The sequence below is a fragment of the Streptomyces sp. NPDC051940 genome, assembly GCF_040680895.1.
GTDB lineage: Bacteria > Actinomycetota > Actinomycetes > Streptomycetales > Streptomycetaceae > Streptomyces.
In genome coordinates, this window is the sequence record NZ_JBFAXR010000058.1 from 20100 (window position 1) to 44307 (window position 24208).

General features: G+C 72.4%; 24 protein-coding genes and 3 pseudogenes. 10 read left to right on the forward strand and 17 right to left on the reverse strand.

What is annotated here, in order from left to right; translation table 11 throughout:
• The first annotated feature begins 42 nt into the window (after window positions 1–42).
• Window positions 43–909 (forward strand): SGNH/GDSL hydrolase family protein, encoded by an 867-nt coding sequence (locus AB0M28_RS22400; RefSeq protein WP_365407591.1) that lies wholly within the window; start codon window positions 43–45, stop codon window positions 907–909.
• Between the two features lie 66 nt (window positions 910–975).
• Here AB0M28_RS22400 and AB0M28_RS22405 read toward each other — a convergent pair whose 3' ends face one another.
• Complete coding sequence (locus tag AB0M28_RS22405) at window positions 976–2406, reverse strand: alkaline phosphatase PhoX (RefSeq protein WP_365407594.1); 1431 nt, start codon at window positions 2404–2406, stop codon at window positions 976–978.
• A 460-nt stretch (window positions 2407–2866) separates the two neighbouring features.
• Here AB0M28_RS22405 and AB0M28_RS22410 point away from each other — a divergent pair, with 460 nt between their 5' ends.
• Complete coding sequence (locus tag AB0M28_RS22410; RefSeq protein WP_365407597.1) at window positions 2867–4027, forward strand: hypothetical protein; 1161 nt, start codon at window positions 2867–2869, stop codon at window positions 4025–4027.
• A 17-nt stretch (window positions 4028–4044) separates the two neighbouring features.
• Window positions 4045–4497 carry a hypothetical protein gene (locus tag AB0M28_RS22415; RefSeq protein ID WP_365407600.1) on the forward strand — a complete coding sequence of 151 codons (453 nt, stop codon included), beginning with the start codon at window positions 4045–4047 and terminating at the stop codon, window positions 4495–4497.
• 165 nt (window positions 4498–4662) lie between these two features.
• Here the strand turns inward: AB0M28_RS22415 and AB0M28_RS22420 are convergent, their stop codons facing one another.
• The 3 genes from AB0M28_RS22420 to AB0M28_RS22430 all read right to left on the reverse strand — a co-directional run bounded on the left by AB0M28_RS22420 (window position 4663) and on the right by AB0M28_RS22430 (window position 8177).
• On the reverse strand, window positions 4663–6105 hold the full coding sequence (locus AB0M28_RS22420) for a hypothetical protein (protein WP_365407603.1): 1443 nt from the start codon (window positions 6103–6105) through the stop codon (window positions 4663–4665).
• A 108-nt stretch (window positions 6106–6213) separates the two neighbouring features.
• The gene (locus AB0M28_RS22425) at window positions 6214–7617 is read right to left on the reverse strand and encodes a PQQ-binding-like beta-propeller repeat protein (protein ID WP_365407606.1); all 1404 of its coding nucleotides are present in this window, start codon (window positions 7615–7617) and stop codon (window positions 6214–6216) included.
• Entirely contained in the window at window positions 7614–8177 is a 564-nt protein-coding gene (locus AB0M28_RS22430) for a SigE family RNA polymerase sigma factor (protein ID WP_365407609.1), read from the reverse strand. Before AB0M28_RS22430 ends, AB0M28_RS22425 begins: the two co-directional genes overlap by 4 nt.
• A 170-nt stretch (window positions 8178–8347) precedes the next feature.
• On the opposite strand from AB0M28_RS22430, the gene AB0M28_RS22435 reads away from it, so the two are divergent.
• On the forward strand, window positions 8348–10171 hold the full coding sequence (locus tag AB0M28_RS22435; RefSeq protein WP_365407612.1) for an endonuclease/exonuclease/phosphatase family protein: 1824 nt from the start codon (window positions 8348–8350) through the stop codon (window positions 10169–10171).
• 90 nt (window positions 10172–10261) lie between these two features.
• The gene (gene dapA / locus AB0M28_RS22440) at window positions 10262–11155 is read left to right on the forward strand and encodes a 4-hydroxy-tetrahydrodipicolinate synthase (protein ID WP_365407615.1); all 894 of its coding nucleotides are present in this window, start codon (window positions 10262–10264) and stop codon (window positions 11153–11155) included.
• Here the strand turns inward: dapA and AB0M28_RS22445 are convergent.
• From AB0M28_RS22445 to AB0M28_RS22465, 5 genes and pseudogenes are all read right to left on the reverse strand, one after another.
• Window positions 11139–12359 carry a hypothetical protein gene (locus AB0M28_RS22445; protein ID WP_365407617.1) on the reverse strand — a complete coding sequence of 407 codons (1221 nt, stop codon included), beginning with the start codon at window positions 12357–12359 and terminating at the stop codon, window positions 11139–11141. The two genes, dapA and AB0M28_RS22445, sit on opposite strands and share 17 nt — an antisense overlap.
• On the reverse strand, window positions 12356–12907 hold the full coding sequence (locus tag AB0M28_RS22450; protein ID WP_365407620.1) for a SigE family RNA polymerase sigma factor: 552 nt from the start codon (window positions 12905–12907) through the stop codon (window positions 12356–12358). The genes AB0M28_RS22445 and AB0M28_RS22450 overlap by 4 nt, the downstream gene beginning before the upstream one ends.
• A gap of 106 nt (window positions 12908–13013) precedes the next feature.
• On the reverse strand, window positions 13014–13979 hold the full coding sequence (locus tag AB0M28_RS22455; protein WP_365407623.1) for a hypothetical protein: 966 nt from the start codon (window positions 13977–13979) through the stop codon (window positions 13014–13016).
• Window positions 13980–14125: 146 nt separating this feature from the next.
• Window positions 14126–14283 (reverse strand): annotated as a pseudogene (locus tag AB0M28_RS22460) (site-specific integrase); the annotation flags it as partial.
• 173 nt (window positions 14284–14456) lie between these two features.
• Complete coding sequence (locus AB0M28_RS22465) at window positions 14457–14858, reverse strand: hypothetical protein (protein WP_365407626.1); 402 nt, start codon at window positions 14856–14858, stop codon at window positions 14457–14459.
• A 135-nt stretch (window positions 14859–14993) separates the two neighbouring features.
• On the opposite strand from AB0M28_RS22465, the pseudogene AB0M28_RS22470 reads away from it, so the two are divergent.
• Window positions 14994–15107: pseudogene (locus AB0M28_RS22470) on the forward strand (IS5/IS1182 family transposase); the annotation flags it as partial.
• 21 nt (window positions 15108–15128) lie between these two features.
• Here AB0M28_RS22470 and AB0M28_RS22475 read toward each other — a convergent pair.
• Both AB0M28_RS22475 and AB0M28_RS22480 read right to left on the reverse strand, forming a co-directional pair.
• The gene (locus AB0M28_RS22475; RefSeq protein ID WP_365407629.1) at window positions 15129–15392 is read right to left on the reverse strand and encodes a hypothetical protein; all 264 of its coding nucleotides are present in this window, start codon (window positions 15390–15392) and stop codon (window positions 15129–15131) included.
• Window positions 15393–15429: 37 nt separating this feature from the next.
• A pseudogene (locus tag AB0M28_RS22480) lies at window positions 15430–16281 on the reverse strand (hypothetical protein).
• 169 nt (window positions 16282–16450) lie between these two features.
• Here AB0M28_RS22480 and AB0M28_RS22485 point away from each other — a divergent pair.
• Window positions 16451–16855: a type II toxin-antitoxin system PemK/MazF family toxin gene (locus AB0M28_RS22485; protein ID WP_365407632.1), complete on the forward strand. Its 405-nt coding sequence runs from the start codon at window positions 16451–16453 to the stop codon at window positions 16853–16855.
• Between the two features lie 126 nt (window positions 16856–16981).
• Here the strand turns inward: AB0M28_RS22485 and AB0M28_RS22490 are convergent, their stop codons facing one another.
• The 4 genes from AB0M28_RS22490 to AB0M28_RS22505 all read right to left on the reverse strand — a co-directional run bounded on the left by AB0M28_RS22490 (window position 16982) and on the right by AB0M28_RS22505 (window position 20532).
• Window positions 16982–17485 (reverse strand): DUF5959 family protein, encoded by a 504-nt coding sequence (locus tag AB0M28_RS22490; protein ID WP_365407635.1) that lies wholly within the window; start codon window positions 17483–17485, stop codon window positions 16982–16984.
• Between the two features lie 197 nt (window positions 17486–17682).
• A complete protein-coding gene (dapD, locus tag AB0M28_RS22495) occupies window positions 17683–18681 on the reverse strand; it encodes a 2,3,4,5-tetrahydropyridine-2,6-dicarboxylate N-succinyltransferase (protein ID WP_365407638.1) in 999 nt (332 codons plus the stop codon).
• A gap of 365 nt (window positions 18682–19046) precedes the next feature.
• Window positions 19047–19979, reverse strand: coding sequence for a CU044_5270 family protein (locus AB0M28_RS22500; RefSeq protein ID WP_365407641.1), 933 nt, complete (start codon window positions 19977–19979; stop codon window positions 19047–19049).
• 1 nt (window position 19980) lies between these two features.
• Window positions 19981–20532, reverse strand: a complete 552-nt coding sequence (locus AB0M28_RS22505) for a sigma-70 family RNA polymerase sigma factor (RefSeq protein WP_365407680.1) — start codon at window positions 20530–20532, stop codon at window positions 19981–19983.
• Between the two features lie 237 nt (window positions 20533–20769).
• Here AB0M28_RS22505 and AB0M28_RS22510 point away from each other — a divergent pair, with 237 nt between their 5' ends.
• Together AB0M28_RS22510 and AB0M28_RS22515 are read left to right on the forward strand one after the other, a co-directional pair.
• Window positions 20770–21180, forward strand: a complete 411-nt coding sequence (locus AB0M28_RS22510) for a RidA family protein (protein WP_365407644.1) — start codon at window positions 20770–20772, stop codon at window positions 21178–21180.
• 67 nt (window positions 21181–21247) lie between these two features.
• Window positions 21248–22546: a hypothetical protein gene (locus AB0M28_RS22515; RefSeq protein ID WP_365407647.1), complete on the forward strand. Its 1299-nt coding sequence runs from the start codon at window positions 21248–21250 to the stop codon at window positions 22544–22546.
• Between the two features lie 12 nt (window positions 22547–22558).
• Here the strand turns inward: AB0M28_RS22515 and AB0M28_RS22520 are convergent, their stop codons facing one another.
• Together AB0M28_RS22520 and AB0M28_RS22525 are read right to left on the reverse strand one after the other, a co-directional pair.
• Window positions 22559–23227: a hypothetical protein gene (locus AB0M28_RS22520; protein ID WP_365407649.1), complete on the reverse strand. Its 669-nt coding sequence runs from the start codon at window positions 23225–23227 to the stop codon at window positions 22559–22561.
• Window positions 23224–23376, reverse strand: coding sequence for a hypothetical protein (locus AB0M28_RS22525; protein WP_365407652.1), 153 nt, complete (start codon window positions 23374–23376; stop codon window positions 23224–23226). Before AB0M28_RS22525 ends, AB0M28_RS22520 begins: the two co-directional genes overlap by 4 nt.
• 142 nt (window positions 23377–23518) lie before the next feature.
• Between AB0M28_RS22525 and AB0M28_RS22530 the strand changes: the two genes are divergently transcribed.
• Window positions 23519–24208: a hypothetical protein gene (locus AB0M28_RS22530; RefSeq protein WP_365407654.1), complete on the forward strand. Its 690-nt coding sequence runs from the start codon at window positions 23519–23521 to the stop codon at window positions 24206–24208.

Below are 24208 nucleotides of genomic sequence, written 5' to 3' on the forward strand. Positions count from 1 at the left end.
ACAATGCTGATCCCATGTTCGGGAGGCACGATGAGAGCCGCGTTGAGAGCCGCACGCCCCGTACGCCGCCTGACCGGAGCCCTGCTGACCGCCGCCGCCGTCACCGCGGCCCTGTGCCTGGGCGGGGCGCCCGCGCAGGCCGCGACCCCCGGGGTCTACGTCGCCCTCGGCGACTCGATGGCCTCCGGCCCGCTGATCCCCGACCCCACCGGCCCGCTGGCCTGCGGCCGTTCCACCCACAACTACGCGCACACGCTGCAGGCGCGGTACGGCTTCACGGCGTTCCGCGACGTCACGTGCAGCGGCGCCGACACCACCGACATGACCAACCCGCAGAAGCTGTCGCTGCTGGGCCAGGACGCGGGGTACGCCCCGCCGCAGTTCGACGCGCTGAGCGCGGACACCACGCTGGTGACGCTGACCATCGGCGGCAACGACGTCGGCCTGGTCGGGGTGGCCGAGGACTGTATGACCCTCAACCCCTTCGAGACGCCCTGCAAGTACGAGTTCGAGCCGGTCGTGGCCGCGAAGACCGAGGCGCTCGGGCCCAAGCTGGCGGCGGTGCTGGACGGCATCCACGCCCGCGCCCCGCAGGCCCGGGTGCTGGTCACGGGCTACGGCCTGTACATCAAGCAGAACGGCTGCTTCCCGCTGCAGCCGGTGCTGCCCACGGACGCCAACTTCCTGCAGGGCAGCGTCGACCGGATGAACGCGAAGATCGCCGAGACGGCCGCAGCCCACGGCGCGGAGTACGTGGACGTGCGCACGCCGAGCGCGGGCCACGACTCCTGCCAGTCCGCGACCGCCAAGTGGGTCGAGGGCTATGTGCCGGTGAACGCCGCCTCACCGCTGCACCCCAACCGCCGGGGCGAGGAGGCGTACGCGGGGATCATCGCGGCGCGGTTGTGAGAGAAACCCGGGCGGGAGGGGCGCTGCCCCTCCCGCCCGAGGACGCCGGTCAGCCGGCGGGGGCGGTCACCGTCCCTGCCGCCGCCACGGCCCGGTGATCGCCAGCATGATCCCCGGCTCCTGGATGTTGGCGTACAGGGTGCTGCCGTCCGGCGAGAAGCACACGCCGGTGAACTCGCTGTACTCCGGCTCCTCCGCGCTCCCGATGTTGACCTCGTTGCGCGCGAGGGCGTACGTCCGCCCGTCGAGCGCGGCGCCGAACAGGTGCTGCACGCCCTCGCCGTCCTCGGCCAGGATCAGGCCGCCGTACGGCGAGACGGTGATGTTGTCCGGACCGTCCAGGGGGCCGTCGGACAGGGGGTCGGGGTTCACGCCGAGCAGCACCTTCAGGGTCAGCGTGCGGCGGGACGGGTCGTAGAACCAGACCGAGCCGTCGTGCGGGGCGCCCGGGCTCTCGTCGCGCGCGTACGACGAGACGAGGTACGCCCCGCCGTCGCCCCACCACATGCCCTCCAGCTTGCGTGCCCGGGTGACCTCGCCGTCCGCGAACTGCCTGCGCACGGACACCTCGCGGGCGTCCCGGTCCGGTACGTCGGCCCAGTCCACGCCGTACACCGTGCCGATCCGGGTGGCCCGGGAGAGGTCGTCGACGAACCGGCCGCCGGAGTCGAAGCAGCGCGGCGCCTGCAGCTTCCCGGCGTCGTCGGCGAGGGTGCGCAGCCTGCCGCGGCCGTGCTCGAAGCCGCGCGGCGGGGTCCAGCGGTAGAACATCCCGTTGGGCTCGTCGGCGTCCTCCGTCAGATACAGGTGGCCGCGCCGGGGATCCACCACCACCGCCTCGTGCTCGAACCGGCCGAGCGCCTTGACCGGCCGCGGGTCGCGGCCTGCGCGTACGTCGTACGGGTCGACCTCGAAGACGTAGCCGTGGTCCTTGGTCATCCCGTCCTCGCCGGCCCGGACCTCGGTCTCCTCGCAGGTCAGCCAGGTGCCCCAGGGGGTGCTGCCGCCGGCGCAGTTGTCCGCCGTACCCGCGATGCCGACCCACTCCGCGACGTGGTCGCCGTGCTTGGAGACCTGGACGACCGTGCAGCCGCCGGCCGCCGCCGGGTCGTAGACCAGGCCCTCGGCGTGCGGGACCGGGTGCTCGACGTCGGAGACCGGGTCGCCGATCTCGTGGTTGTTCACCAGCAGCACCGAACCGCGCGGCCCCTCGAAGGCCGCCGTGCCGTCGTGGTCGGCGGGCGTGAACTCGCCCGACTCCAGCCGGGTCACACCCGCGTGGGTGAGCACCCGGTAGGCGAACCCGGCGGGCAGCGCGACGATCCCGTCCGGGTCCGGCAGCAGCGGACCGTAGCCGAAGGCCGCGCCCGCGGCGTGCCCCCCTTCGACGGCCAGGGCGCCCGGCGCGGTCGCCAGCACGCCGGCACTGCCGGCGATGGCCAGCCCCGCGCCCGCGGTGGCGGAGCGCTGGACGAAGTCTCTGCGAGTGAGCGGCATCTTCTCTCCTGGAGTGCTGCGTCTTCTCGGGGGACGGTCTGCGGGGTGGTGCCCGGCTCCGGATGAGCCGGGCCCAGACTTCCGCGCTACGGCAAACGCCAGTTGAACTGCGCCCGACATCGGTGGACCCGTTCCCCGCCGAACGGTGTAGACGGCCGGGGCCGGTGACACCACATCGAATCGTGTACAAAAACGGTCAAGTGCCCCACGGCATATGCGATCCCAGGATTTCCCGCAGAACGGGTTGACCGAACCGTGACCCCGCAATAGACCGGTCCCTGTACCCGCATCACGCATGCGGGAGCCGGCGGCCCGGGCCGCCCGCTCCCCCGCGCCGGCGTCCGTCGGGACGATGCCGGCCCAAGCTCATCGAGCGAATCGCGAACGTGGTCCTGCGGCATGCCGTCGTGCCCAGACCCCGCGCCGTGGGGCCGACGATCAAGGAACGAGGTGGTCTGGCGTGAGCCAGCCCGAGATGATGCGCGGACCCACCGGCGGGCAGGTGAGCGACTCCTCCCGCCAGCAGGCTCTCTCCGACTTCCTGAACCCGCAGCGCCCGCTGTCCAACGTCGTCGGCTTCGGCCACGGCGTGAAGTGGACGAACGGCGAGCCCACGGGTGAGGAAGCCGTGCTCGTCTTCGTGACCCAGAAGGTCCCGGAGTCGATGCTTCCCGAGCGCGACGTCGTCCCGCGCCAGATGGACGACGGCACCCCCACCGACGTACTCGCGGTCGGCCATGTCGCCGCGCAGCGCGCCACCGGACGCCAGACGCGCATCCCCGGCCAGCGGGCCGAGGAGGCGGCGCAGCGCATCCGCGCCGACGGCGGCATCGCCGAACAGCTCGCCCCGCCGCTCCTGGAGGAGCTGGAGATCAGGGGGATGCTGGAGCCGCAGCTGCTGACGCGCCGGCTGCGTCCCTGCCCGTCCGGCTACTCGATCGGCAACACCCGCGTCACCGCGGGCACGCTGGGCAGCGTGGTGTACGACTTCCTGCCCGGCGCCACGACCGACCCGCCGGGGCCGGGCCTCGGCACGCCGGCGAAGTTCTACGCCCTCAGCAACAACCACGTGCTGGCCGACTCCAACCGGGCCCAGCTGGGCAGCCCCATCGTCCAGCCCGGCGTGTTCGACGGCGGTGTGGACCCGCAGGACCGGATCGCGACGCTGGACCGGTTCGTCTCCATCCAGTTCGCCCCGCAGATCCCGCTCGACCGGCACAACAACGTCGTCGACGCGGCGCTGGGGCAGATCTCCTTCCAGGACGCCACCCGCGAGCAGTACTTCAGCGGCGCACCGCGAGCCTGGCGGCGCAAGGCCAACGTGGCCGTCGGCGACCTGGTGAAGAAGTCCGGCCGGACGACGAACATCAGCTTCGGCCGGATCGTCTCGGTCGACGCGGTGATCGACGTCAACTACGGCACCGCCGGAACCGCCCGGTTCCGGGACCAGATCCTCACCACGAACATCTCCGCGGGCGGTGACTCGGGCTCCCTCGTCACCTCCTACGACAACGTCGCGGTGGGTCTGCTCTTCGCCGGGTCCTCCACGGTCACCGTGGTCAACCACATCGAGAACGTGCGCGCCCTGCTGCGCGTCGAAATCGCCGAGCAGCTGGCCTGACCGTAAGGGGGACCACCATGACGCAGGCCGCACAGCGCAAGAAGGGCCAGGCCCGCGGGGCCGAGCACCGGTTCTTCAACCCGCAGGGTGCCGAGGTCAAGACCCGCGACGAGGCCTTCGCCGCACAGCAGGCGGGCGCCTCCCCGGAGGCGCTGGCCACCAGCTGCAAGCTGGAGCTGCACAACGGGTCGGTCACCTTCGGCATCGAGCTGAAGTACAACCCGAACACCTACCCGCACGTCGTCACCGGCGGCCAGATCACCTCGGGCATCTGCGGTGCCCCGTGGAACGTCACCGGCGGCTTCATCGGCGAACAGCTCCGGCTGGACGCCCAGCGCGCGGGCACGGGCTCGTGCGCGTCGACGATCACGATCGTCGGCGAGTACCAGAACCCGCCGGCGTACCGCGGCACCTACGGCTTCGACGGTGCCACGTCGTCGTTCAAGCACACCACGCGCTACGAGTGCTGACCGGACCGGCCGCCCCCAGGGTCCACCGGGGGCGGTGAGTCCGGCGGACAGGCCCGGCCGCCCCTGAGTGCCCTCGGGGGCGGCTGGGCCGTGCGCGCCCCGTACGGCCTGCGGCGCGCCGGGGCTCACGGGCGTGCGCTGAGGCTCGCGCCCGTACGCCGGGGCTCACACCCGCGAGCGCGCCTTGAACGCCGCCTTGCGGGCCTGCTTGGCCAGTGCGCGGTCCGGGTGCAGACGGCCCATCGTCTCCAGCACGTCGCCCGCGGCCGGGTGGTCGACCCGCCACACCCGGTCGAAGAACTCCGCGTGCTGCGCGACCAGTCCCTCCACCAGATCGGCCAGCTCCGCCTGCTCCTCGCGGCCGAGCTGCGCGGCGAGCGTGTCCACCGTCAGCCACAGCACCATCGCCTCGTCGGGCGCCGGCACGTCCGGTACGCCGTGCTCCGTCAGCCACACCCGCGCCAGCCCGCCGAGCTCCCGGTCGTCCAGCACGGCCCGCAGCGCGGGCTCCGCCTCCGGGCCGGCCAGCGACAGGATCTGCTGGCAGGTGAGCCGGCGCACCGGCGCCTCGGGGTCGTCGCCGCGCGAGGCGGCCAGCAACTCCGCGGCCGCGACGACCGGTTCGTGCCGCGTCAGCCACGCCTGGGCCTCCGCCTGCGCGGCGGCGTCCGTGTAGTGCGGGAGGGTGTCCAGGAGTACGTCGGCGCCCTTGCCGGCGAGCTCGCCCACCAGCGGCGCCTCGACGCCGTCGTCCAGCATCCGCTCGCGCAGGGCGTACACGCCGAGCGGGGTGAGCCGGACCAGCCCGTACCGGGAGATGTCCTCCTCCCCCGGCTCGACGTCCCCGTCCTCCTCGTCGGTCAGGGACTCGTCCACCGGCTGGTACTCGACCAGCCCGATCGGCTCCAGCAGCCGGAACTGCTCGTCGAGCCGCATCATCGCCTCGGACACCTCGGCGAGCACGTCGTCGGTCGGCTCGTCCATGTCCTCCGGTACGACGAGCGAGGCGGCCAGCGCGGGCAGCGGCACCGGGTCGCCGCCGCTCTCCAGGGCGGTGAGGAGGTAGAGGTTGGCGAGGGCGCCGTCGAGGAAGTCGGCCTCGCCCTCCAGGTCCCAGTCGAACTCGTCGAGGTCCAGCTCGCCGCCCTCGGCGACCTGGTCGACCAGCTCGCTCATGTCGGGCAGCGCGGCGTCGGCCAGCACGGACTCGCAGGCGGCGGACCACAGTTCGAGTACGTCGGCGGGCGAGCCCTGGGTGAGCAGCGCCACCTCGCCGCCGGCGGTGACGACCCCGGGGAGCTCGTCCCCGTCGTCGTCCGCGCCGGCAGCGGTCTCCTCGACCTCGGCCAGCCCGGCGTCCAGCGCGATCCCCCACGCCTCGCCGGCGTCCCCGGCGCCCTCGTCCCCGGTCAGCCCCAGCCGTTCGACGGCACCGGCGAGGGTCTCGCCGAACAGCTCACCGCCCGCGCCGACCGGCGTGCCCGGCTCCACCCAGCGCGCGAGCGACGCGGCGCGCGCGAAGAGCGGCGCGGCCAGCGCGGCCCGGGCGAGCTCCGCCTCGTCGGGCAGCCGCACCGGCGGCATCATGGGACGGTCAGTGGCGGTCATCGTCGACTCCGGCAAGGCTGGGCGAATCGGGCGGTGCCCAAGCCTAGGCCATGCACGCCGGAAGGGGGACCGCGACGAGGGCGGTCCCCCCTGAGGGGTGGGTTCCGGTCAGCGGCCGATCTCGGGGAGGAAGGATTCGAACCGGCCTTCCACGCAGGTGATCAGTACGTTGCCGTACCGCACCAGCACCGGCTCATATCCGAACCTCTCCTTGTACTCCGGCGGATCGACCTCGCCGCGCCACAGCTCTCGGCCGTCGTGGGTGTCGACGGCGACCAGGTCCCCCTCGGGGCCCATGACGTACGCGATGCGCCGCTCCGTGTCGAACTCCGTCGTGGGGTCCCCGCTGAAGGGCAGGAAATCCGGCGCCTGCGACTTCTTCAGGCCCAGGTCCGCCGTCCACTCGGTCTCACCGGTCGTGACCGAGACCCCGGTCGCCCGGCTCCTGGCCCCCACCGTGAAGAGCGTTTCACCCGCTATGTCGCCTGCTTCGGGGGTGATCCGATCCGCCAGCTCCACCGTGCGGACTTCCCCGGAGAAGCCGACGACGGCCAGCCCGGATTCCTGGCGTTCCGTGGTCGAGTCGTCCACCTCCCGCTCCAGCACGAGCGCATCGCCCGTCGTGCCGTTGTACAGGTACGGGCCCCGCAGGGTGGCGACGGTCGCCACCGCACCGGTCTCCGGGTCGAGGCGGGCGATGGTCGTGTCACGCGGCGCCTCATAGGCCCTGCACGTGAAGTAGAGGGCATCGTTCAGCGCCTCACCCGCGTCGCACAGGTCTCCCGGGTTCCACGGGCGCTGCCACACGGCGTCACCGGTGCGGGGATCCAGTGCGGAGATCGTCACCTGGGGCTTCTCCCCGTCGGGACCTGTCTCGGCGTACCTGCCGTCGATCACTACGAACCTGCCGGCGACCAGCGTCGCGTCGTCCCGGAGGATCTGCCCCCCGGTGGGCCGCCGGGTCCACAGGGTCTCGCCCGTATCCGTGTCCACCGCCACCAGTTCCGTCGGTGTCCACTGGGACCGGTCGGTGTTCTCCTCCGGCGCATCCCGGACGGTCAGCAGAGCGCCGTCCGACACCCCGATCGGGCGGAAGACGGAGGCACCGTTCCCGTCCTTGTTCACCGGCAGCTTCCACAGCAGCTTGCCGGTGTCGGCGTCCAGCTTGAACGGACCGCTGAGGCGCCCTTCGCAGTACAGCGCGCCCCCGTCCAACAGGCAGCCGGCGACGCCGCCCTCGACGCGCACCTCGGTGCTCCAGGCCCTCCACCCCGCGGGTGTCTCGCCCGCCGGGCGGTCGAACCTCCCGCCGTCGCCCGGCGCCACCGCCAGCAGCGTTCCGACGGCCAGCGCGACGACCGTGGCGGCGCTCACGCCGCCCGCCAGGACGCGGTTGCGGCGCCGGTGGCGGGCGGCCACCCGGTCCGCGAGATCGGCCGGTGCGCGGACGTCGTCCAGCGGCCAGGTGCGCAGCGTCTCGCCGACCTCGCGCTCGAGCTGATGGGCGTTCACGGGCGTGCCCCCTCGGGTGAGTGGCCGGTCACGGACCGGCGGAGGCTCTCGGAGCCTGCGAACGGCGAGAGTTCGGGCGCGAGGCGGCGCAGCTTCTCCAGCGCCTTGAACGCGGTACTGCGCACCGTGCCGACCGAGCAGCCGAGCACCCCGGCGACATCCCGCTCGGGCATGTCCTCGCAGTAGCGCAGCACCAGCACCGCCCGCTGCCGCGGCGTGAGCTTCGTGAGTGCCTGCCGTACGAGAAGCCGCTCGTCGGCCTCCCGTGCCGTGTCCGGGCGGTGGCCGCCGTCCGGCTCCGGCGGGGCCGCCACGACCGTCTCGGCGTGCGGCAGCCGCAGCCGCCAGCGGCTGACCTGGTGGCGGTACATCACCTGGCGGACGTAGGCCTCCGGCTGCTCGATCCGGCGCCAGCGGCCGTACGACTTCATCAGCGCGGTCTGCAGCAGGTCCTCCGCCGCGTGCCGGTCCCCGCCGGTGAGCAGGACCGCGAGTCTCAGCAGCGCGGTGGAGCGCATCGAGACGAACTCGCGGAACTCCTCCTGTTCCTTGGCGTCCATGGATCCCCTCTCCTCGACACCCCCTAGACGCGGGCGGCGGGCCGCGGCTATGCCTCCCCGGGGATCCGGATTGTGTGTTCACACCAAGTTGGTTGACAAGTGCGGCGCTCCGCCGCGAGATTGACGCGCGTAGACCCCTCTCCGCCACCACGCCCTCACCCGGAGGACCCATGACCGGCCGTCGCCGCCACCTGCTGCTCACTTCCGCGATAGCCACCGCGCTCGGCGCCGGGCTGCTCAGCGTCCCGTCCGCGGCCTCCGCGGCGGACCTGCGTATCAGCGACGTCCAGGGCGACACCCGGCTGTCCCCGTTCGCCGGGCAGAGCGTGTCGGGCGTCTCCGGTGTCGTCACCGCGGTGCGGGCGTTCGGCTCCGCGCGCGGCTTCTGGTTCCAGGACCCGCAGGGCGACGGGAACGCCGCGACCAGCGAGGGCCTGTTCGTCTTCACCGGCTCGACCACCCCGGCCGTCGCCGTCGGCGACGCGGTCACGGTGGCCGGACGGGTCACGGAGTTCTACCCGGGCGGCGCGGCCCTCGGCCTGCAGTCGGTCACCGAACTCACCGGCGCCACCTGGACGGTGGCGTCCTCCGGCAACGCGGTGCCCGCCTCCTTCACCCTCGACGACGCCACCGTGCCGGACCGTTTCGCTCCCGACGCCGGCGGCGGCAGCATGGAGTCGCTGCCGCTGAAGCCCACGACGTACGCCCTGGACCGCTACGAGTCCCTGGAGGGCATGCGGGTCGCCCTCGACGACGCGCCGGTCGTGGGCCCGAGCACCTCCTTCAACGAGCTGTGGCTCACCGCCGAGCCCGCTCACAACCGCACCGCGCGCGGCGGCGTGCTCTACGGCTCGTACCGCGACCCCAACGGCGGCCGGGTGAAGGTCGCCTCGCTGCTGCCCTTCGCCACGAACCCCTTCCCGCAGGCCGACGTCGGCGACGAGCTGCGCGGCACCACGGCCGGCCCGCTGGACTACGACCAGTTCGGCGGGTACGAGCTGCAGGCCACGCAGATGGGCGAGCTGGTCGACAACGGGCCCGCGCGGGAGAGCACGCAGGCCCAGGCGGACGACGAGCTGTCGGTCGCGACGTACAACGTGGAGAACCTCACCGTCCGCAACGCCCAGTCGAAGTTCGACGCCCTGGCCGCGGCGCTGGTGCACAACCTCGCCGCCCCCGACATCGTCGCCCTGGAGGAGGTCCAGGACGACAACGGCGCCACCAACGACTCGCTGGTCACCGCGAACGCCACGCTCCAGAAGCTCACCGACGCCGTCCGGGCGGCGGGCGGCCCGTCGTACGCCTGGCGGCAGATCGACCCGGTCGACGACCAGGACGGCGGCCAGCCCGGCGGCAACATCCGGGTGGCGTTCCTCTACAACCCGGAGCGGGTCGGCTTCGACGACATCGCGGGCGGCGACTCGACGACCCCCGTCGGCGTGGTGGCCGACGGCTCCGGGCAGCCGGCGCTGACGGCCTCCCCGGGCCGGATCGCGCCGGGCGACGCCGCCTGGACGGACAGCCGCAAGCCGCTGGCCGGGCAGTTCACCTTCCGCGGCAAGCGGGTGTTCGTGGTGGCGAACCACTTCAACTCCAAGGGCGGCGACCAGGGTCTGGACAGCCGCTTCCAGCCGCCGGCGCGCACCTCGGAGGTGCAGCGGGTGCAGCAGGCGACGCTGGTCAACGGCTTCGTGAAGGACGTCCTCGCGGTGGACCCCGAGGCGCGGGTGGTGGTCGCGGGCGACATCAACGACTTCCCGTTCTCCCCCGCGCTGGAGGCGCTCACCGCGTGCGACGCGCTGACGGACCTGGTCAACAAGCTGCCCCGGAACGAGCGTTACGGCTACGTCTTCAACGGCAACTCGCAGGTGCTGGACCACATCCTGGTCAGCGACGCGCTGGGGTACGCGGCGTACGACGTGGTGCACATCAACGCCGAGTACTCGGACCAGATCAGCGACCACGACCCGTCGGTGACGCGGTTCCGGCCGTGAGCGGCCGGGGGTTCACCGTAGAAGAACTTAACGGAAGGCGGTAGAAGGTCTAAGTAGACCTGTATGGCCGGGGGTTCCACACTGTACGTCATGATCGACGCAGCCCCCGGCCGTCACGCCGCCGCCATGGTCACCCCCTTCACCCCTGACGGCTCGCTCGACCTGGACGGGGCGCAGCGACTCGCGGTCCACCTGATCGACGAGGGCGGGCTCGACGCGCTGGTGCTCAGCGGCACCACCGGCGAGTCCCCCACCACCACGGACGCGGAGAAGTCGGCGCTCGTCCGGGCGGTGGCCGAGGCGGTCGGCGACCGGGCCTCGGTCATCGCCGGCGTCGGCACCAACGACACCCGGCACACGGTCTCCCTGGCCCGGGAGGCGGAGTCGGCGGGCGCGGACGCCCTCCTCGTGGTCGCCCCGTACTACTCACGCCCGGGCCCGCAGGCCCTGGTGCACCACTTCCGCACGGTCGCGGACGCCACCGGCCTGCCGGTGCTGCTGTACGACATCCCCGGCCGTACGGGCAGCGAGATGCCGTACGACGTCCTGGCGGAGCTGGCCGGACACCCGCGGATCACGGGCGTGAAGGACTGCTCGTACGACCCGATGAAGACCGCCCGCGTCCTGGCCGCCACGGACCTCGCCTACTACGCGGGCTGCGACGAGCAGAACCTCTCCCTGCGCGCCATCGGCGGGGTCGGCTTCATCAGCACGGTCGCCAACGTGGCCCCGCGCGAAGTGCGCGCGGTCCTCGACGCGTACGCGGCGGGCTCCACCGCCTCGGCCACCGCCCGCCAGCAGGCGCTCACCCCGCTGATCGCCGCGGTGATGGGCTCGGGCGTGCCGGGTGCGGTCACGGCGAAGGCCCTGCTGCGGGAGCAGGGCCTGCCGTCGGGACCGGTGCGGGCGCCGCTGCTGGGGGCGGACGGGGAGCTGGTGGATCAGCTCGTCGGCGCGCTGAAGTCGCTCAACGCCGGCGGGTGAACACGGGGGTCCAGGCGTCGCCGTCCTCCCGGGTCTCCCCGCGATAGCCGGAGAGCGGGACGATCTCGTCGTCGTCCGGGGAGACCAGCACCAGCCGGGAGGTGAACTCGCCCTTGCCGCCGCAGTGGTCCGGCTCGCAGCCCCAGGCGATGAGGTGGTCGTCGTCGGCCCAGGCGAGGAACTCCAGGACCGGCTGGCGGAAGCCGTGCAGCTTACGGCCGGTCCGCGCGTCCAGCACCTCTTTCGCCTGGGCGATCCGCCGGCCGTCGGGGGACACGCCCGCGGTCAGCACGTCCAGGTGCCGTGCCGTGTCCGGGACCGGCTGCGCCGTCCCCTGCGCGTCGTAGTAACGGCGGTACGGCTTGGCTGTGGGCAGATGCTCCGAGAGCAGCCGCCCGTCCGCGCTGAAGGCGAAGTCGTTCCGTCCCCCTGCCTCCGGATCGCCGTCCCGATCGGACTCGGGCACGGCGGCGAACTCACCCTGGCCGCTGCGGGCGTCCAGCACGGTGAAGCCGGTCCGGCAGCGCTGCGGCAGCCAGGCGTCCTGGTCCGGGTCGTCGCCGTAGCCGTGGTAGAAGTCCTCGTGCAGCCGCAGCAGATCGGGGTCGCAGCTGTACGACGTGGCGACGAGCCGGGTGCCGTCCGGGGAGAACGCCAGGCCACCGACGGGGCGGGCCATGCGGATCCAGCGGTCGACCTTCCCCGTGGCCAGGTCGAGGAGCCCGATCCGGCCGGCGGGCAGCTCACCCTCCAGCACCGCGGCCCGCCGCATGCCGGGGGCCACGGCGACCCAGCCCCAGCCGGTCTTCTGGTAGCGGCCGGTGCGGGGGTCGTAGAGGTACCAGACGCGGGTGCGGAGCTTGTCCTTGTTCTTCAGCATGACGGTCCGCGGCACTGTGTACGCGGACACGGCCACGTCCGCCGCGGCGATCAGCTCGCGCGGCGGGGACTGGTCGGTCCGGGCGATGACGTCGACGGCCTTCTTGTCCTTGTCGGCCGGTTCGGGGCCGTCGCCGCGCCCGAGGAGCGGTCCGGTGACAGCGACGGCGACGACCGCCGCCACCGCGGCGATCACCGTGGCGTGGCGGCGCGTCCGCCGCCGGCGGCGGGCGGCGAGCACGCGGTCCGCGAAGCCGGGGCGCGGGGCCGCGCCCTTGTCCGCGAGGTCGTGCAGCGAGTCGCGGAGCAGGTCTTCGACCTTCATCGGGGGACCTCCGTCAGGCTCTGCGGGCGGCGGTGCCTGCCCGGCGCGATGTCGGCGAGCTCCGGGGACATGTCCCGGAGCTTGTCGAGCGCCCGGCGGGTGGTGCTGCGCACCGTGCCGACCGAACAACCGAGGAGTCCGGCGACCTGGGCCTCCGGCAGGTCCTCGTAGTAGCGCAGCACGAGCATGGTGCGCTGGCGCGGGGTGAGCCGCCGCAGCGCGCGCCCCAGCACGAGGCGCGTCTCCACCGCGTGCGACTCGTCGCCGGCCTCCGGGGCGTGGCTGTCCGGCGGCTCGGCGACGGTGCGTTCGTGGCCGGGCCACTTCAGGCGCCAGCGCCCGATCTGCTGCCGGTACAGCACCTGCCGCACGTACGCCTCGGGCTCCTCGATCCGCTGCCACCGGTCGGCCGCCTTGATCAGCGCGCTCTGCAACAGGTCCTCGGCCGCGGCCAGGTCCCCTCCGCTGAGCAGCAGCGCCGCCTTGAGCAGCACATGCGACCGGCTCTCCACGAACTCCCGGAACCGCTCCTCACTGCCCGGATCCACGGCCCGTCACCTCCCCCTCATCAACCCCACCGGCACGTCCTGCCCCTGGAGACGCCCACGGCGGCCCGTCACTATGCCACGGGTTCTCCGCAGGTCACAGCGGTGGTCAACGAGGGCCGGCGCCCAGCACCCGCGGCGAGGTCCGGTGCGGACCGGCATCCGCGGTCGGTCTGACGAGGGTTCTCAGCATGCCGATCCCCGCCGCGACCGCGGCGAGGTGCAGGACCGCGGCGACGGCGAGGTTCTCCGGCAGGGTGACGTCGTCCGGGTGGGCCAGTGCGACGAACAGCGTGAAAGGGAGTTTCCAGCCGCTCCACGCGAACAGTGAGCCGGACCCGAGCCAGCCGAGCCCGAGCAGGAGCCGGTGGGGCACTCGGGCGGGACGCGGGCGGGTGAGCGCCCAGACGGCGGCGGAGCCCGCGAGCGCCCAGAAGGCGCCCAGGCCGGTCAACAGGTATCCGTCGAGGTTCCGTTCGGCCGTGTGCGCGACTCCCCAGGTGCCGCCCGTGGCCCAGTACAGCCAGACGAGTCCGACAAGGGCGGCGACGCCGGACGCCCCCAGTGCACCGGCACGGGGATGATCCCCGGCTCTCCTGGTGAACGCCTCGGGCCAGCGACGCCGCAGGTACACGGGCAGAGCGAGGGCGAGTCCCAGCCCCATCGCCAGGAAGCCGAACTGGATCAGGGCGCCCTCCCACCCCGGCATCGCGGGGTCGTCACCGCTGTCCGCGGCGTCACCGGCCGCGGAGCCCTGCAGCGCGCTGAACACGGCGTAAGGAAGGACCGACACGAGGAACCCCGACCCCACCCAGGCGCAGAACACCACCAGCCGCCCCGGTATCCGCATCCCCCAGGGCCGCACGAACGCAAGCGCCACGGCGATCCCGATCGCCGCCATGCCGATGGTCACCGTGTTGAGGACCAGCCAGCCGACCAGGCTGAAGCCCTCACCGATCGGCACCACGCCGAGCAGCGAACCGACCACCCACGACACCTTGATCAACAAATAGGGCCCCAGGGCCACCGCCGCCCCGTACCCCGCACACCGACCGACTCGGTCCCAGCGCTCCACCGGATGCTCCCTCTCTCAACGGGAACCCCAGACTCGACCAGCACAGCGCGCGTACACGTCCACCACGGGAAGCATCCGCCTCCCCCGCACGGCGGAACCGGTCTCGTCGGCCAGGCGGACGAGGGGGCAGGCTGACACCACTCACGCGGGACGTCACGCTGCTTGCCGCCCTTCGGCGGACCGAAGATGGCGGGACTCCCCCTAATCAGTTGACCTGTCGTACTACCCACAGGACTCCGCCAAGGAAGCCGATGTCTTCCATCGCCAGCCCGAAGACCTCGCCTTGCCGAAGACCGCATCCGGCTTCTCGGCGGCACCCGCGCTCCTGCCTTCGCCGCGCGCGCACGATGACAGCCGCCAAACAGATTAGAAGGGCTCGGACTTGCTCCGGCCGGCTCCACGAATTCCTGACAGCCACCATGGGGCGGGGCCCTGGTCCAGAATCGCTTCGCCGACCTATCCGCACCTTGGGGTGCCTCAATCGTCGATCACCGTGAATGGCGCATACCCCGTGGTCAGCTCGCTCACCGCGACGTCAGAGAAGACGAGCCTGAGATCGTGGGCGTTGGTCTCGATGCGCACCTCATGGAAGTCGAGACCAATGGCCTCCGTCCACATCGCCGCAACAGCTGAATCGGTAACGATCGATGCGCCCGGATAAAGCAGCTGCCACTTCACGCCCCAGACGAAGCCATCGAGATCAACCCCTGTCTCGTACGTGATCAGCCGTTCGTCCAAGGACGTCTTCCACGTTGTGGGGGGCACGGCCGAGCGGCAGGTGGCTTCTACGCAGTGGCGGAAGAGGTAGCGCCGATACGCCGGCAGGATGCCTGTTCGGGGGTCTGCCGTCAGGTACACGATCACTTCGTAGTCGCGCATGTAGTCGGTGTATCCGTGGTAGACCAACGCGTGATCGAATATCTCGTCCAGTATGCGCTCAAGCGCCGCGGCATCCATGGCGCAGTTGTACAGCAGCCTGGCGTACCGTGCCGCTCGTTGTTGTGGCATGGACACTGGCTGAACGGATGCCGCCGCCTGCACCGCCGCTACGAACGCAAGGCCGAGCACTTTCTCGCCTTCGCCGGCATTGCTGCAGCCCTCAACTGCTACCGCCGGATCGGTATGTAGCCACCCATCTCCCGACAGAGCTCAACGCCATCCGGGCGGAATACTGGACAACTGCCGCGACAGATCCCAGTCGGCCGGCCTGGCCTTCGGCTTGCACCACGGAGCCCCATCGCCGATCCAGGATCCGCGTTGCCGGCGGACCGCAGCCGCGTTGCCGTCCTCGACCCCAGACTCGCACCCGCAGCACTCGCAGATGACATACAGCGGTGAGCCGTACTCATCGAACCGCACCTCGCCGGCATCCAGCCCGCAGATCCGACACACGGTCTCAAGCCTGCTCTCCATGGACACAGCCTAGAACTCCAGCTGTAGATTGTGATCTTCATGTCTGATTCGCGGCTTGTCGGCGGTAGTGGCCGGTCTGGGCTCGGGCCTGATGGCGGCGTCGCCAGGCGGACCGGCGGAGCCGGTGGACCGCATGGTGCACGGGTCGGACGACGAGTGTTGTGCACAGTCGCTGAATCTCGTTGCAGGTGAGCGGGATCGCCCGTCCGCGGCGGGATGGCGGGCGCGTTCGTCGCCGCGGACGAGGGCGAGGAAGGCGCGGGCGAGCATGGCCAGGGTGACCCGGCGAGACCACGAGGTGTAGCAGCGGAGTTGGTGTTGGTCCAGTCCGGCCAGACCCTTTCCGGACTGGACGGTCTCCTCCACCCGCCATCTCGACCCGGCAACGCGGACCAGCGCGGCCAGGGCCGCCGGGACGGGCGAGAAGCAGCGGCAGTAGGCGCGTTCACCGGTGGTGCGGTTGCGGCGGATCAGCAGCTGGTGGCTGCCGGGCCGGGGGCCGACAGCTGCTACCAACCCCGCTTCGGCACCATCGCGGCCAGCGCATCCGCGCGGAGCTTCCCCGCGCCGGTGGTGACATCGTGAGAGCAGGCGGCGGCGAGCACGTAACCAAGCTGGCGATCTTCCAGCGTGGCCCGCAGTTTCGGTTTGCCGCCGTAGACCTCATCCCCTGCAACCCAGCTCACGCGGTGCCCGGCGTCGTGCAGATGCTCCATCACGTACTTGCGCACGTCACCACGTGCTGCGTGCCGTCCGGACTGGCAGCCCCGGCCCACTCGGCGATGCTCCAGCAGTTCTTGCGCGGCAGGTCCGACAACAGTCCCAGCACCAAGTCCCGCACCCGGCGCCTCGGCTCCACTCGGGCGAACCGGCCTGCCGTTCGGCCCATCAGGACCTCGAACGCCTCCTGCCGGCGGGCAGGGTCTACGCTGTGACCTGCGACCACCCCAAGATCGTTAGTCTTCACACACCCGGTCACGACGTACGGAGACGGGCCGCATCCCGTGTCCCGCTCAGGGCACGCAGCGTTCGCCCGCCGTCTCGCGCCAGGAGGACACATGCAACGCGGCGAAGTCTGGTGGGTCGACTTCGACGAGCGACGCCCGGTCGTGCTGCTGTCGGACGACGAGTCATCCGGGTTCCAGGCGATGCAGATCGTTGCTCCCGCGGGCGTCGACATCAGCGGCCTGGGCATTGAAGTGGCCGTAGGCGCCCGGGAAGGACTGCCCTTCGAAGGGGTGCTGCGGTTCGCGTTCCTGCGTCCAGGCCTTACTCCTTGCACATGGCTGACCACCCTGACCCGGGACGACCTGATCGAGCGAGTGGGCGTGTTGTCCGCCGCGAAGCTCAGCGAGGTCGGAGAAGCGCTCCGTGCCGCCGGACAGAGGAGGGAGTGGACCCCGTTGACGGCTGCCAGGCTCCAGGAGTTCAAAGATGCCCGCCGTCTCGGAGAACTCGAGTAGCGGACGCCGCTGCTGCCCGGTCGATCTCATCGACGCCGACGGCGGCCCCTCTCCACCACAATCCAGCAACAAGATCACGATCTACGGCAGCTGGAGTACTGGGGACATCGCCGATCAAGACAGCGTCTAATCATCCGACGCCCGCGGCGGATGGCGCTCTGCGGTCGGCTCCCATTCGTAAACCCCGGGGGCCGATTCGATCACCTCGCGGGGCCACGCCGCGCGAACCAGCTGAAGTTTGGCGTAATGCTCCTCCAGCCATCCGTCGGTCAGCCCGATCGTGACCGTGACGGAGGTCAACGACATCGAACGATCAGCCACCGTAACGCTCGCACGGCTGAACTCATCTTCGAGGTCGATACGCAGTTCCGGACCCCGTCCGCCTTCCGGCCAACTGACGTCTCGCCCCGCTGACAGCGCCTGAAGGGCCGCCTCCCACTCCGTGACGTCTTCTGGCAAGAGCCAAGTTGCCAGGCTGCCGGTCACGAAGTCGGACCCCAACACAATCTCTGCGCGGAGCGTGTCATGTCCTGTCAAGACACCCGGCGTGTCCCGACCCAGCACGCGGACGACGACGCTGTTGCCCTCGGTCCCCGCCAAGCGGATCAGGTCGATCCCGTTTCGGTCCATGGAGTGATCCAAGCGAAACCTTGGGGTCGCGGCAATCAATCAAGCGCAATAGCTGCGCAGGGGCCATGCAGCAACGATGACCGCTCCTGGGCCGTGGACCGACGGCCCATGGTGACCGACAACGACAAGCGCCCGCGGCTCGGCAGAGGATCAGGCGCTGGATCCTCTACCGAGCCGCGGGTGGCGAAGTCCGTGGGTCAATTGTGGCTGTGCAGCGCCTCGTTCAGTCCGCCCCACGACCCCGTGCGGGGTAGGACCTCGACGCGGCCCGAGGTGGAGTTGCGGCGGAAGAGGAGGTTCTGGGCGCCGTTCAGCTCCAGGGCCTTGACGATCTGGCCGTCGGGGAGTGTGACGCGGGTGCCCGCCGTGACGTACAGGCCCGCTTCGACGACGCAGTCGTCGCCGAGGGAGATGCCGATGCCGGCCTCCGCGCCGAGGAGGCAGCGTTCGCCGATCGAGACCGTCTGCTTGCCGCCGCCCGAGAGCGTGCCCATGATCGACGCGCCGCCGCCGATGTCGGAGCCGTCGCCGACCACGACGCCCGCGGAGATGCGGCCCTCGACCATGGACGTGCCGAGCGTGCCGGCGTTGAAGTTGACGAAGCCCTCGTGCATCACGGTCGTGCCCGCGGCGAGGTGCGCGCCGAGGCGGACGCGGTCCGCGTCGCCGATGCGGACGCCCGCGGGGGCGACGTAGTCCGTCATGCGCGGGAACTTGTCGACCGAGGTGACCTGGAGGTGCAGGCCCTCGGCGCGGGCGTTCAGGCGGACCTGCTCCAGCCGGTCGGCCGGAACCGGGCCGAGGCTCGTCCAGGCGACGTTGGCCAGCAGGCCGAAGATGCCGTCCAGGGACTGGCCGTGCGGCCTGACCAGGCGGTGGGAGAGCAGGTGCAGGCGCAGATACGCGTCGTGCGCGTCGAGGGGCTTCTCCTGCAGGTTCGCGATCACCGTGCGGACCGCGACGACCTCCACGCCGCGCCGCGCGTCCGCGCCGAGGGCCTTGGGCGCCTGCTCGCCGAGCAGCTCCGCGGCCTGCTCCGGGGTGAGCCGCTCGGTCCCCGCGGGACCCGGCTCGGCTACGAGCTCCGGGGCGGGGAACCAGGTGTCGAGGACGGTTCCGTCCTCCGCGATCGTGGCGAGGCCGGCGGCGACGGCGCCGGTCGTGGTGGGGGTGAGGGTGGCTGGTGCGTCGGTCATACGGAAAAGCTATCCGGCCGGTGGGCGGCGGGGCGAACCGGTCTCACCGGGCGAGCCGCAGGCCGCGGCTGGGGGCGTACGCGTGGGCTGGGGGCGTACGTCGCAGCCGGGGGCGTACGCCGCAGCTGGGGGCGGGGCTGAGCACACAGGGCAAGGCCAGGGGCCCGGAGGTCAACGCCCGCACCCACCGGCGGCACCGTCATGCCCGACCCCCGGGCCCCCGTACCCGCCGCGGTCGGCCCCCGCCCCCGCCGCGCCGCGGCCCGCCCCCGTCCCACGCCACCGCGCCACCGCGCCACCGCCTCCCGCCGACCCCCGGACCGCGGCGCCGCGGCCCGAGCCCCGGACCGCGCCACCGCCCCGCCTCAGGGACGCTCGCCCTCCCCGTCGACCAGCCCCTGCTGGACCACCGCGAGGTTGATGATCACATCGCCCTTCCGGGCCGGCAGATCCGGATCCGCGTCGTCCACCAGCGCCACGAGCCGGCTCCCGAGATAGGTGTAGGTGACCGGATCGATCAGCACCTCGTCCCGGCTCACCATGCCCCCGGGCACGGTCCGGCTGATCGCGATGGCCTGGCGGCCGACCGCGTCCGGCACCGTGCGGGGTTCGACGCGGATGCCGGGGAGGGTGGCCATCGCGCGGTAGATCTTCGCCAGGCCGTCCGGCTGGGCCGGATACGTGTGGATCATCAGGTCGAGCGAGCGGAAGGCCGCGTCCTCGCGCGTCTCCTCCGCGGACCGCTCGAAGTACGCCACGGCCTTGTCGATCAGCGCCTGCGGATCGGCCGGCAGCGCCGCGATGAACTCGAACCGCTCCCGCTCCGACCTGGCGTCGTCCGGGTTGCCCGGGTCCTCCAGCGCCGGATCGCCGAAGAGGTGCCAGCTCTCGCGCCAGGCGGCGGGCTGCTCGTCGCTCGTCATGTTCTCCTCGTACACCCGGCTGTACAGCCACTCCTCCGCCCGCGGCACCGTGAGCTGCGGCGGCGCCTGCTCCAGCTCCGCCGCGATCCGCTCCAGGACCTCCTTCGCCGTGCCCTCGACCGCCTGCGGAGGCGCCGACGCGGGTGCGGCGCGGCTGACGGTGTCGTCGTCCGGGAGCAGCTTCGGGCCGAGCAGCGAGCCGGTCACGGCGAGGGCGGCGGCCGCCACGACCAGCGCGCGCCGGTTCACGCGGCGGCGGGCGGGGCGGGCCTCGCCGGTCTCCGCCAGCAACCGGTCCCGGCCGAGGGCGAGCCTGGCCGGACCGGGCGTGGGTGCGTCGGCGCGCAGTTCGCGCACCAGGGTCATCTCGTCCATGTCACACCGCCTCCGCGGTATCGATCACAAGGGTGGGGTCGGCGCCGAGCACCGCGCGCGTCTTGCGGCGGGCCCGGTTGAGCCGGGAGCGGACCGTGCCGACGGGGATGCCGAGCGCCTCGGCGGTCTCCTGGTAGCTGAGCTCGGCCCAGGCGATGAGGAGCAGCACCTCGCGGTCGCCCGCCGACAGCCGGGCCAGCGCGCCGGCCAGCTCCTTCTGCACGGCCTGTGCGGACAGCCGCTCGTCGGCGCGGTCCGACCAGGACTCGGCGACGGGGTCCCGGCCCGTCCGGGCGAGGGCGCGCAGGGCCCGTACCTCGCTGCGGCGTTGCTTGCCGATGAGGTTCCCGGCGATGCCGAAGAGCCAGGGGCGGGCGGTGCCGCGGGCCGCGTCGAAGCGGGACCGGGTGCGGAAGGCGATGAGGAAGGTCTCGGCGGTGACGTCGTCGGCCGCCTCCGCCCCGAGCCGCCGGGCCGCGTAGCGGTGGATGACGGCGGCGTGCCGGTCGTAGAGGCGGGCGAAGACCTCGGGGTGTTCGAGGGACGCCCTGATGGTGAGGGCGTCCCGGTCGGGATCGCCTCGGCTCGTGTACGGCTGGGCGTCGGGCGGTGCGTCTGTCACGGGTCCCCCGGGTCGGCTCGGGCGGTTGCTGCATTCCACCCGCTCTTCCCCGATGACGCCAGGGGGGTTCACGGGGGGTGCGGGCGGCCGTGAAATTGCCTCGAAGCCGGGGCTGTTGTCTGGCAGTGTCGTAGGCCCCTTCGCCGTACGACGAAAAGGAACCCGAACGTGCCCCGTGCCGTCACCCTCATCCGTTCCTCCTCCCTCTCCGACATCGCCGAGTACGCCTACGCCTCCACCGCACCGGCCGCGGCGCGGCTGATCTTCGCGGCGGGTGCGTGCCCGCTGGACGAGGCCGGTGCGACCGTCGCGGTCGGCGACTACGCCGGGCAGGCCGCGCAGTGCGTGGCGAACCTGCGCACCGCCCTGAAGGACGCCGGCGCCACCCTCGACGACGTGATCAGCACCCGGGTGCTCGTCGCCTCGCACAGCCAGAAGGACCTGGTGACGGCGTGGGAGGTGGTACGGGACGCCTTCGGCGAGCACGACGTGCCGAGCACGCTGATGGGCGTCACGGTCCTCGGCTACCACGACCAGCTGGTGGAGCTGGAGGCGGTCGCCGCCGTACTCGACGACTGAACGACCGGAGCCGGGTACCCGGGCCATGGCCACCGGGGAGCGGCCCGGCTAGGGTGGCGCGCGTCGTATGACCTCGGGGAACGGAGCAATGGTGGCGGACGACGAGACGGGGCGGGAGAGCCAGCGACCGCAGGACCCGCAAGGGCCCGAGGACGCCCGCGGGCGGCAGGAGCCGCCGCCGGGGCCCGGCACACCCCCGCCGTACGGCGGTCCGTACGACCAGGCCCCTCCCCCGCCGTACGGACCCGGCGCCCCGCCCTACGGCCCGGGCGCCCCGCCCCCCTACGGCGGCTGGGGCTGGATGCCCCCGCTGCCGCCCAAGCCGGGCGTGATCCCGCTGGGTCCGCCGCTGGGTCTGGGCGAGATCATCGGCGGCGCGTTCGGCACGCTCGGCCGGAGCATCGCGCCGCTGCTGGCGATAGGCAGCGCGCTGTACGGGGCACTGGTGCTGGTCGTGCTCGTGGTGGGCGTGGCGGGCTATCTGGCCTTCCAGGACACCGTCGACGCGATGGCGGAGCAGGACACCCTCGACCCCTTCGGCGCTTCCGACGCGGGCGTGGTCATCGCGCTCGGGATCGTGGCGGCGCTCGTGCTGCTGGCGGCCTCGTTCTTCATCTACGGCGTGCTCTCCGCGCTCTCCTTCGTCGTGCTGGAACCGGCGGTGGTCGGCCAGCGGCTGACGGTCACCGAGGCGTGGCGGCGGTCGCGGTCACGGGCGTGGGCCGTCGTCGGCACGTCGTTCCTGACGGGCCTGATCGCGGTCGTGCCGTTCGTCGCGGGGGTGGCGCTGGCGATCGGCCTCGGCGTGGCGGTCGGCGAGGGCAGCGTCGGCCTGGGCGTACTCCTCGGCATCCTGCTGGGCCTCGGCGCTCTGGTGTACGCGGTGTGGATGTGGACCCGGCTCTCGCTCGCCCCGGCCGCCGTGGTGCTGGAGGGCGCGGGTCCGGTGCAGGCGCTGCGGCGGTCGGCCCAGCTGGTCCGCGGATCGTGGTGGCGGATCCTCGGTATCTCGCTGCTGGGGTGGTTCATCGCCCAGGCGGCCAGCCAGGTCATCCAGTTCGTGCTGTCGTTCATGGTCGTGCCGCTGATGGCCCTGCCGATCGGCTTCGCCGAATCGGACGGCGCGGGCGCGGTCGTGGGCGCCTTCGCCCTGCTGGCGATCGTGATGCTGGTGTCGCTGGCGGTGAGCGTGTTCATCTCCGCCTTCATCCAGATGATCACGGGCCTGCTGTACGTCGACCGCCGCATCCGCACGGAGCACCTCGCCCCGGTACTGCTGGAGGCGTCGGGTCTGACCGCCGGGGCACCGGGGCCGAACCCGTACCCGTACCCGAACGACGGCGGCTACCCGGGCCGGCACGTCTGACGGTCCGCGGCGTCAGCCAGGCGTCTGCGGAGGCGGCCCCGTGAGGTCCGTCAGGCGGCGTTGGAAGTCGTCCAGGCGGGCCTGCATCAGGGCTGCCTCCGCGGCCAGTTCGACCACCGTGCGCTCCTCCGCGCCGTCGGGGGTGGGGGCCGGGTTCTCGACCCGCACTCCTTCGCCCGCGCGGCGGGCGAACTCCCGGAGCGGGACGGGGCGGCGGGCCCCCGTGCAGCCGGTGCACACCGTCTCGGCCGCCAGCCAGCCGGGGCGGCCCCAGCCCGCGTCCGCCAGCACCGTGGCGGGGTTGCCGCAGTGGCACGGGCCCGCCGCGACGGCGCGGACGCGCTGGCGGGCGTAGCGGATGCCGCGCTCGAAGCGGATGTAGCGGCCGAGCACCGCGACCTCCAGCAGCAGCGCCCCGCGGCAGGCCGCCGTACACAGCAGCGCCTCGGCCTCCGCCCGGTCGTGCAGGCAGTGGAAGCCGCAGTCGCAGCGGCGGGCGGGCGGCGCGTGCCGCCGGCCGTACGCGCAGTGTGCGTCGGCCAGCACGCCGTACGGCCGTGTCCCGCCGAGGGAGACGCCGAGGAACGCGGCGCCGGTGCCGTCCTGGGACAGCACCGGGTGCGCGATCTTGTAGCCGACGGGCGGCTCGGCGGGGTGCTCCTCGGGGAGACGCCCCCTCACCCGGCGGTCGCGGGCTCGGGCTCCACGGCGACGGGGGCCACGGCTACGGGGGCCTCGTCCCGTACCTCGACGGTCTCCTCGACATCCTGCTCGCGGGCCTCCGCCCGCTCCTCGGCGTATCCGGTGGCCACTGCCTTGCCCAGCTTCATGGTCGAACCTCCGCGGCGACGGACAACGGTCAGTTCATCGTGACGCATCGGCGCCAACCGGCCAAGACCGCCCGGAAGATGCGCGGGCGCCCGCGGGAAACCCGCTCGTACGGCCTGGCCCCGGAACCGTAGAGTCCCGCCCATGGCTGAGCATCCGTGGTTCGAGATCGAGGAGCCGGGCGAGTTCGACGATCCGGACGGCTTCTGGGACTTCAGCGAGACGGAGCGCGCCTTCGTCGCCGAGCTGCGCGAGCGCTGCGCGCCCTGGGCGGCGGACGATCTGTACGGCGAGGTGAGCCGGCCCGAGGCCGAGGACGCCCTGATGGCCTGGCTCCCGCTGAGCGATCCCGCGGATCAGCGGAGCCTGGCGGACATCGGCGTCCACTTCTACGGCGACCGCGTACGCGGCGACCGCCTGCACAGCCAGCTCCACTTCCTGCCCGAGCGGCCGTCCGCCTGGGCCCTGGACGCCACCGGCCCGGTGCCGGAGCTGGCCCGGCTGTCGGCGGACTGGCTGGAGTCGGTGGCCCGCAGGCCCGTGCTGCTGTACGTCTGGCTGCACGACGGCTACGCCTACGCGGCGCGCTACGCCTTCGCCGACCGGGACGAGACCCTCGTCCAGAGCTACGCGCACCGCGTCGCCCCGCCGGGTCAGGCGGACGCGCTGACCGCGGCCGGACACGTGCACGGCCGGGGCTGGATCCAGACGACGGGTCTCCCGGCGCCGGACGTGGCCCTGCACATCCGCGGCGACCTCGAGGCGGCCGCGCTGCCGCCCGGGACGTCCCTCAGCACGCACCGGGGTCCGCTGCCGACCCTCTGGTACGAGTAG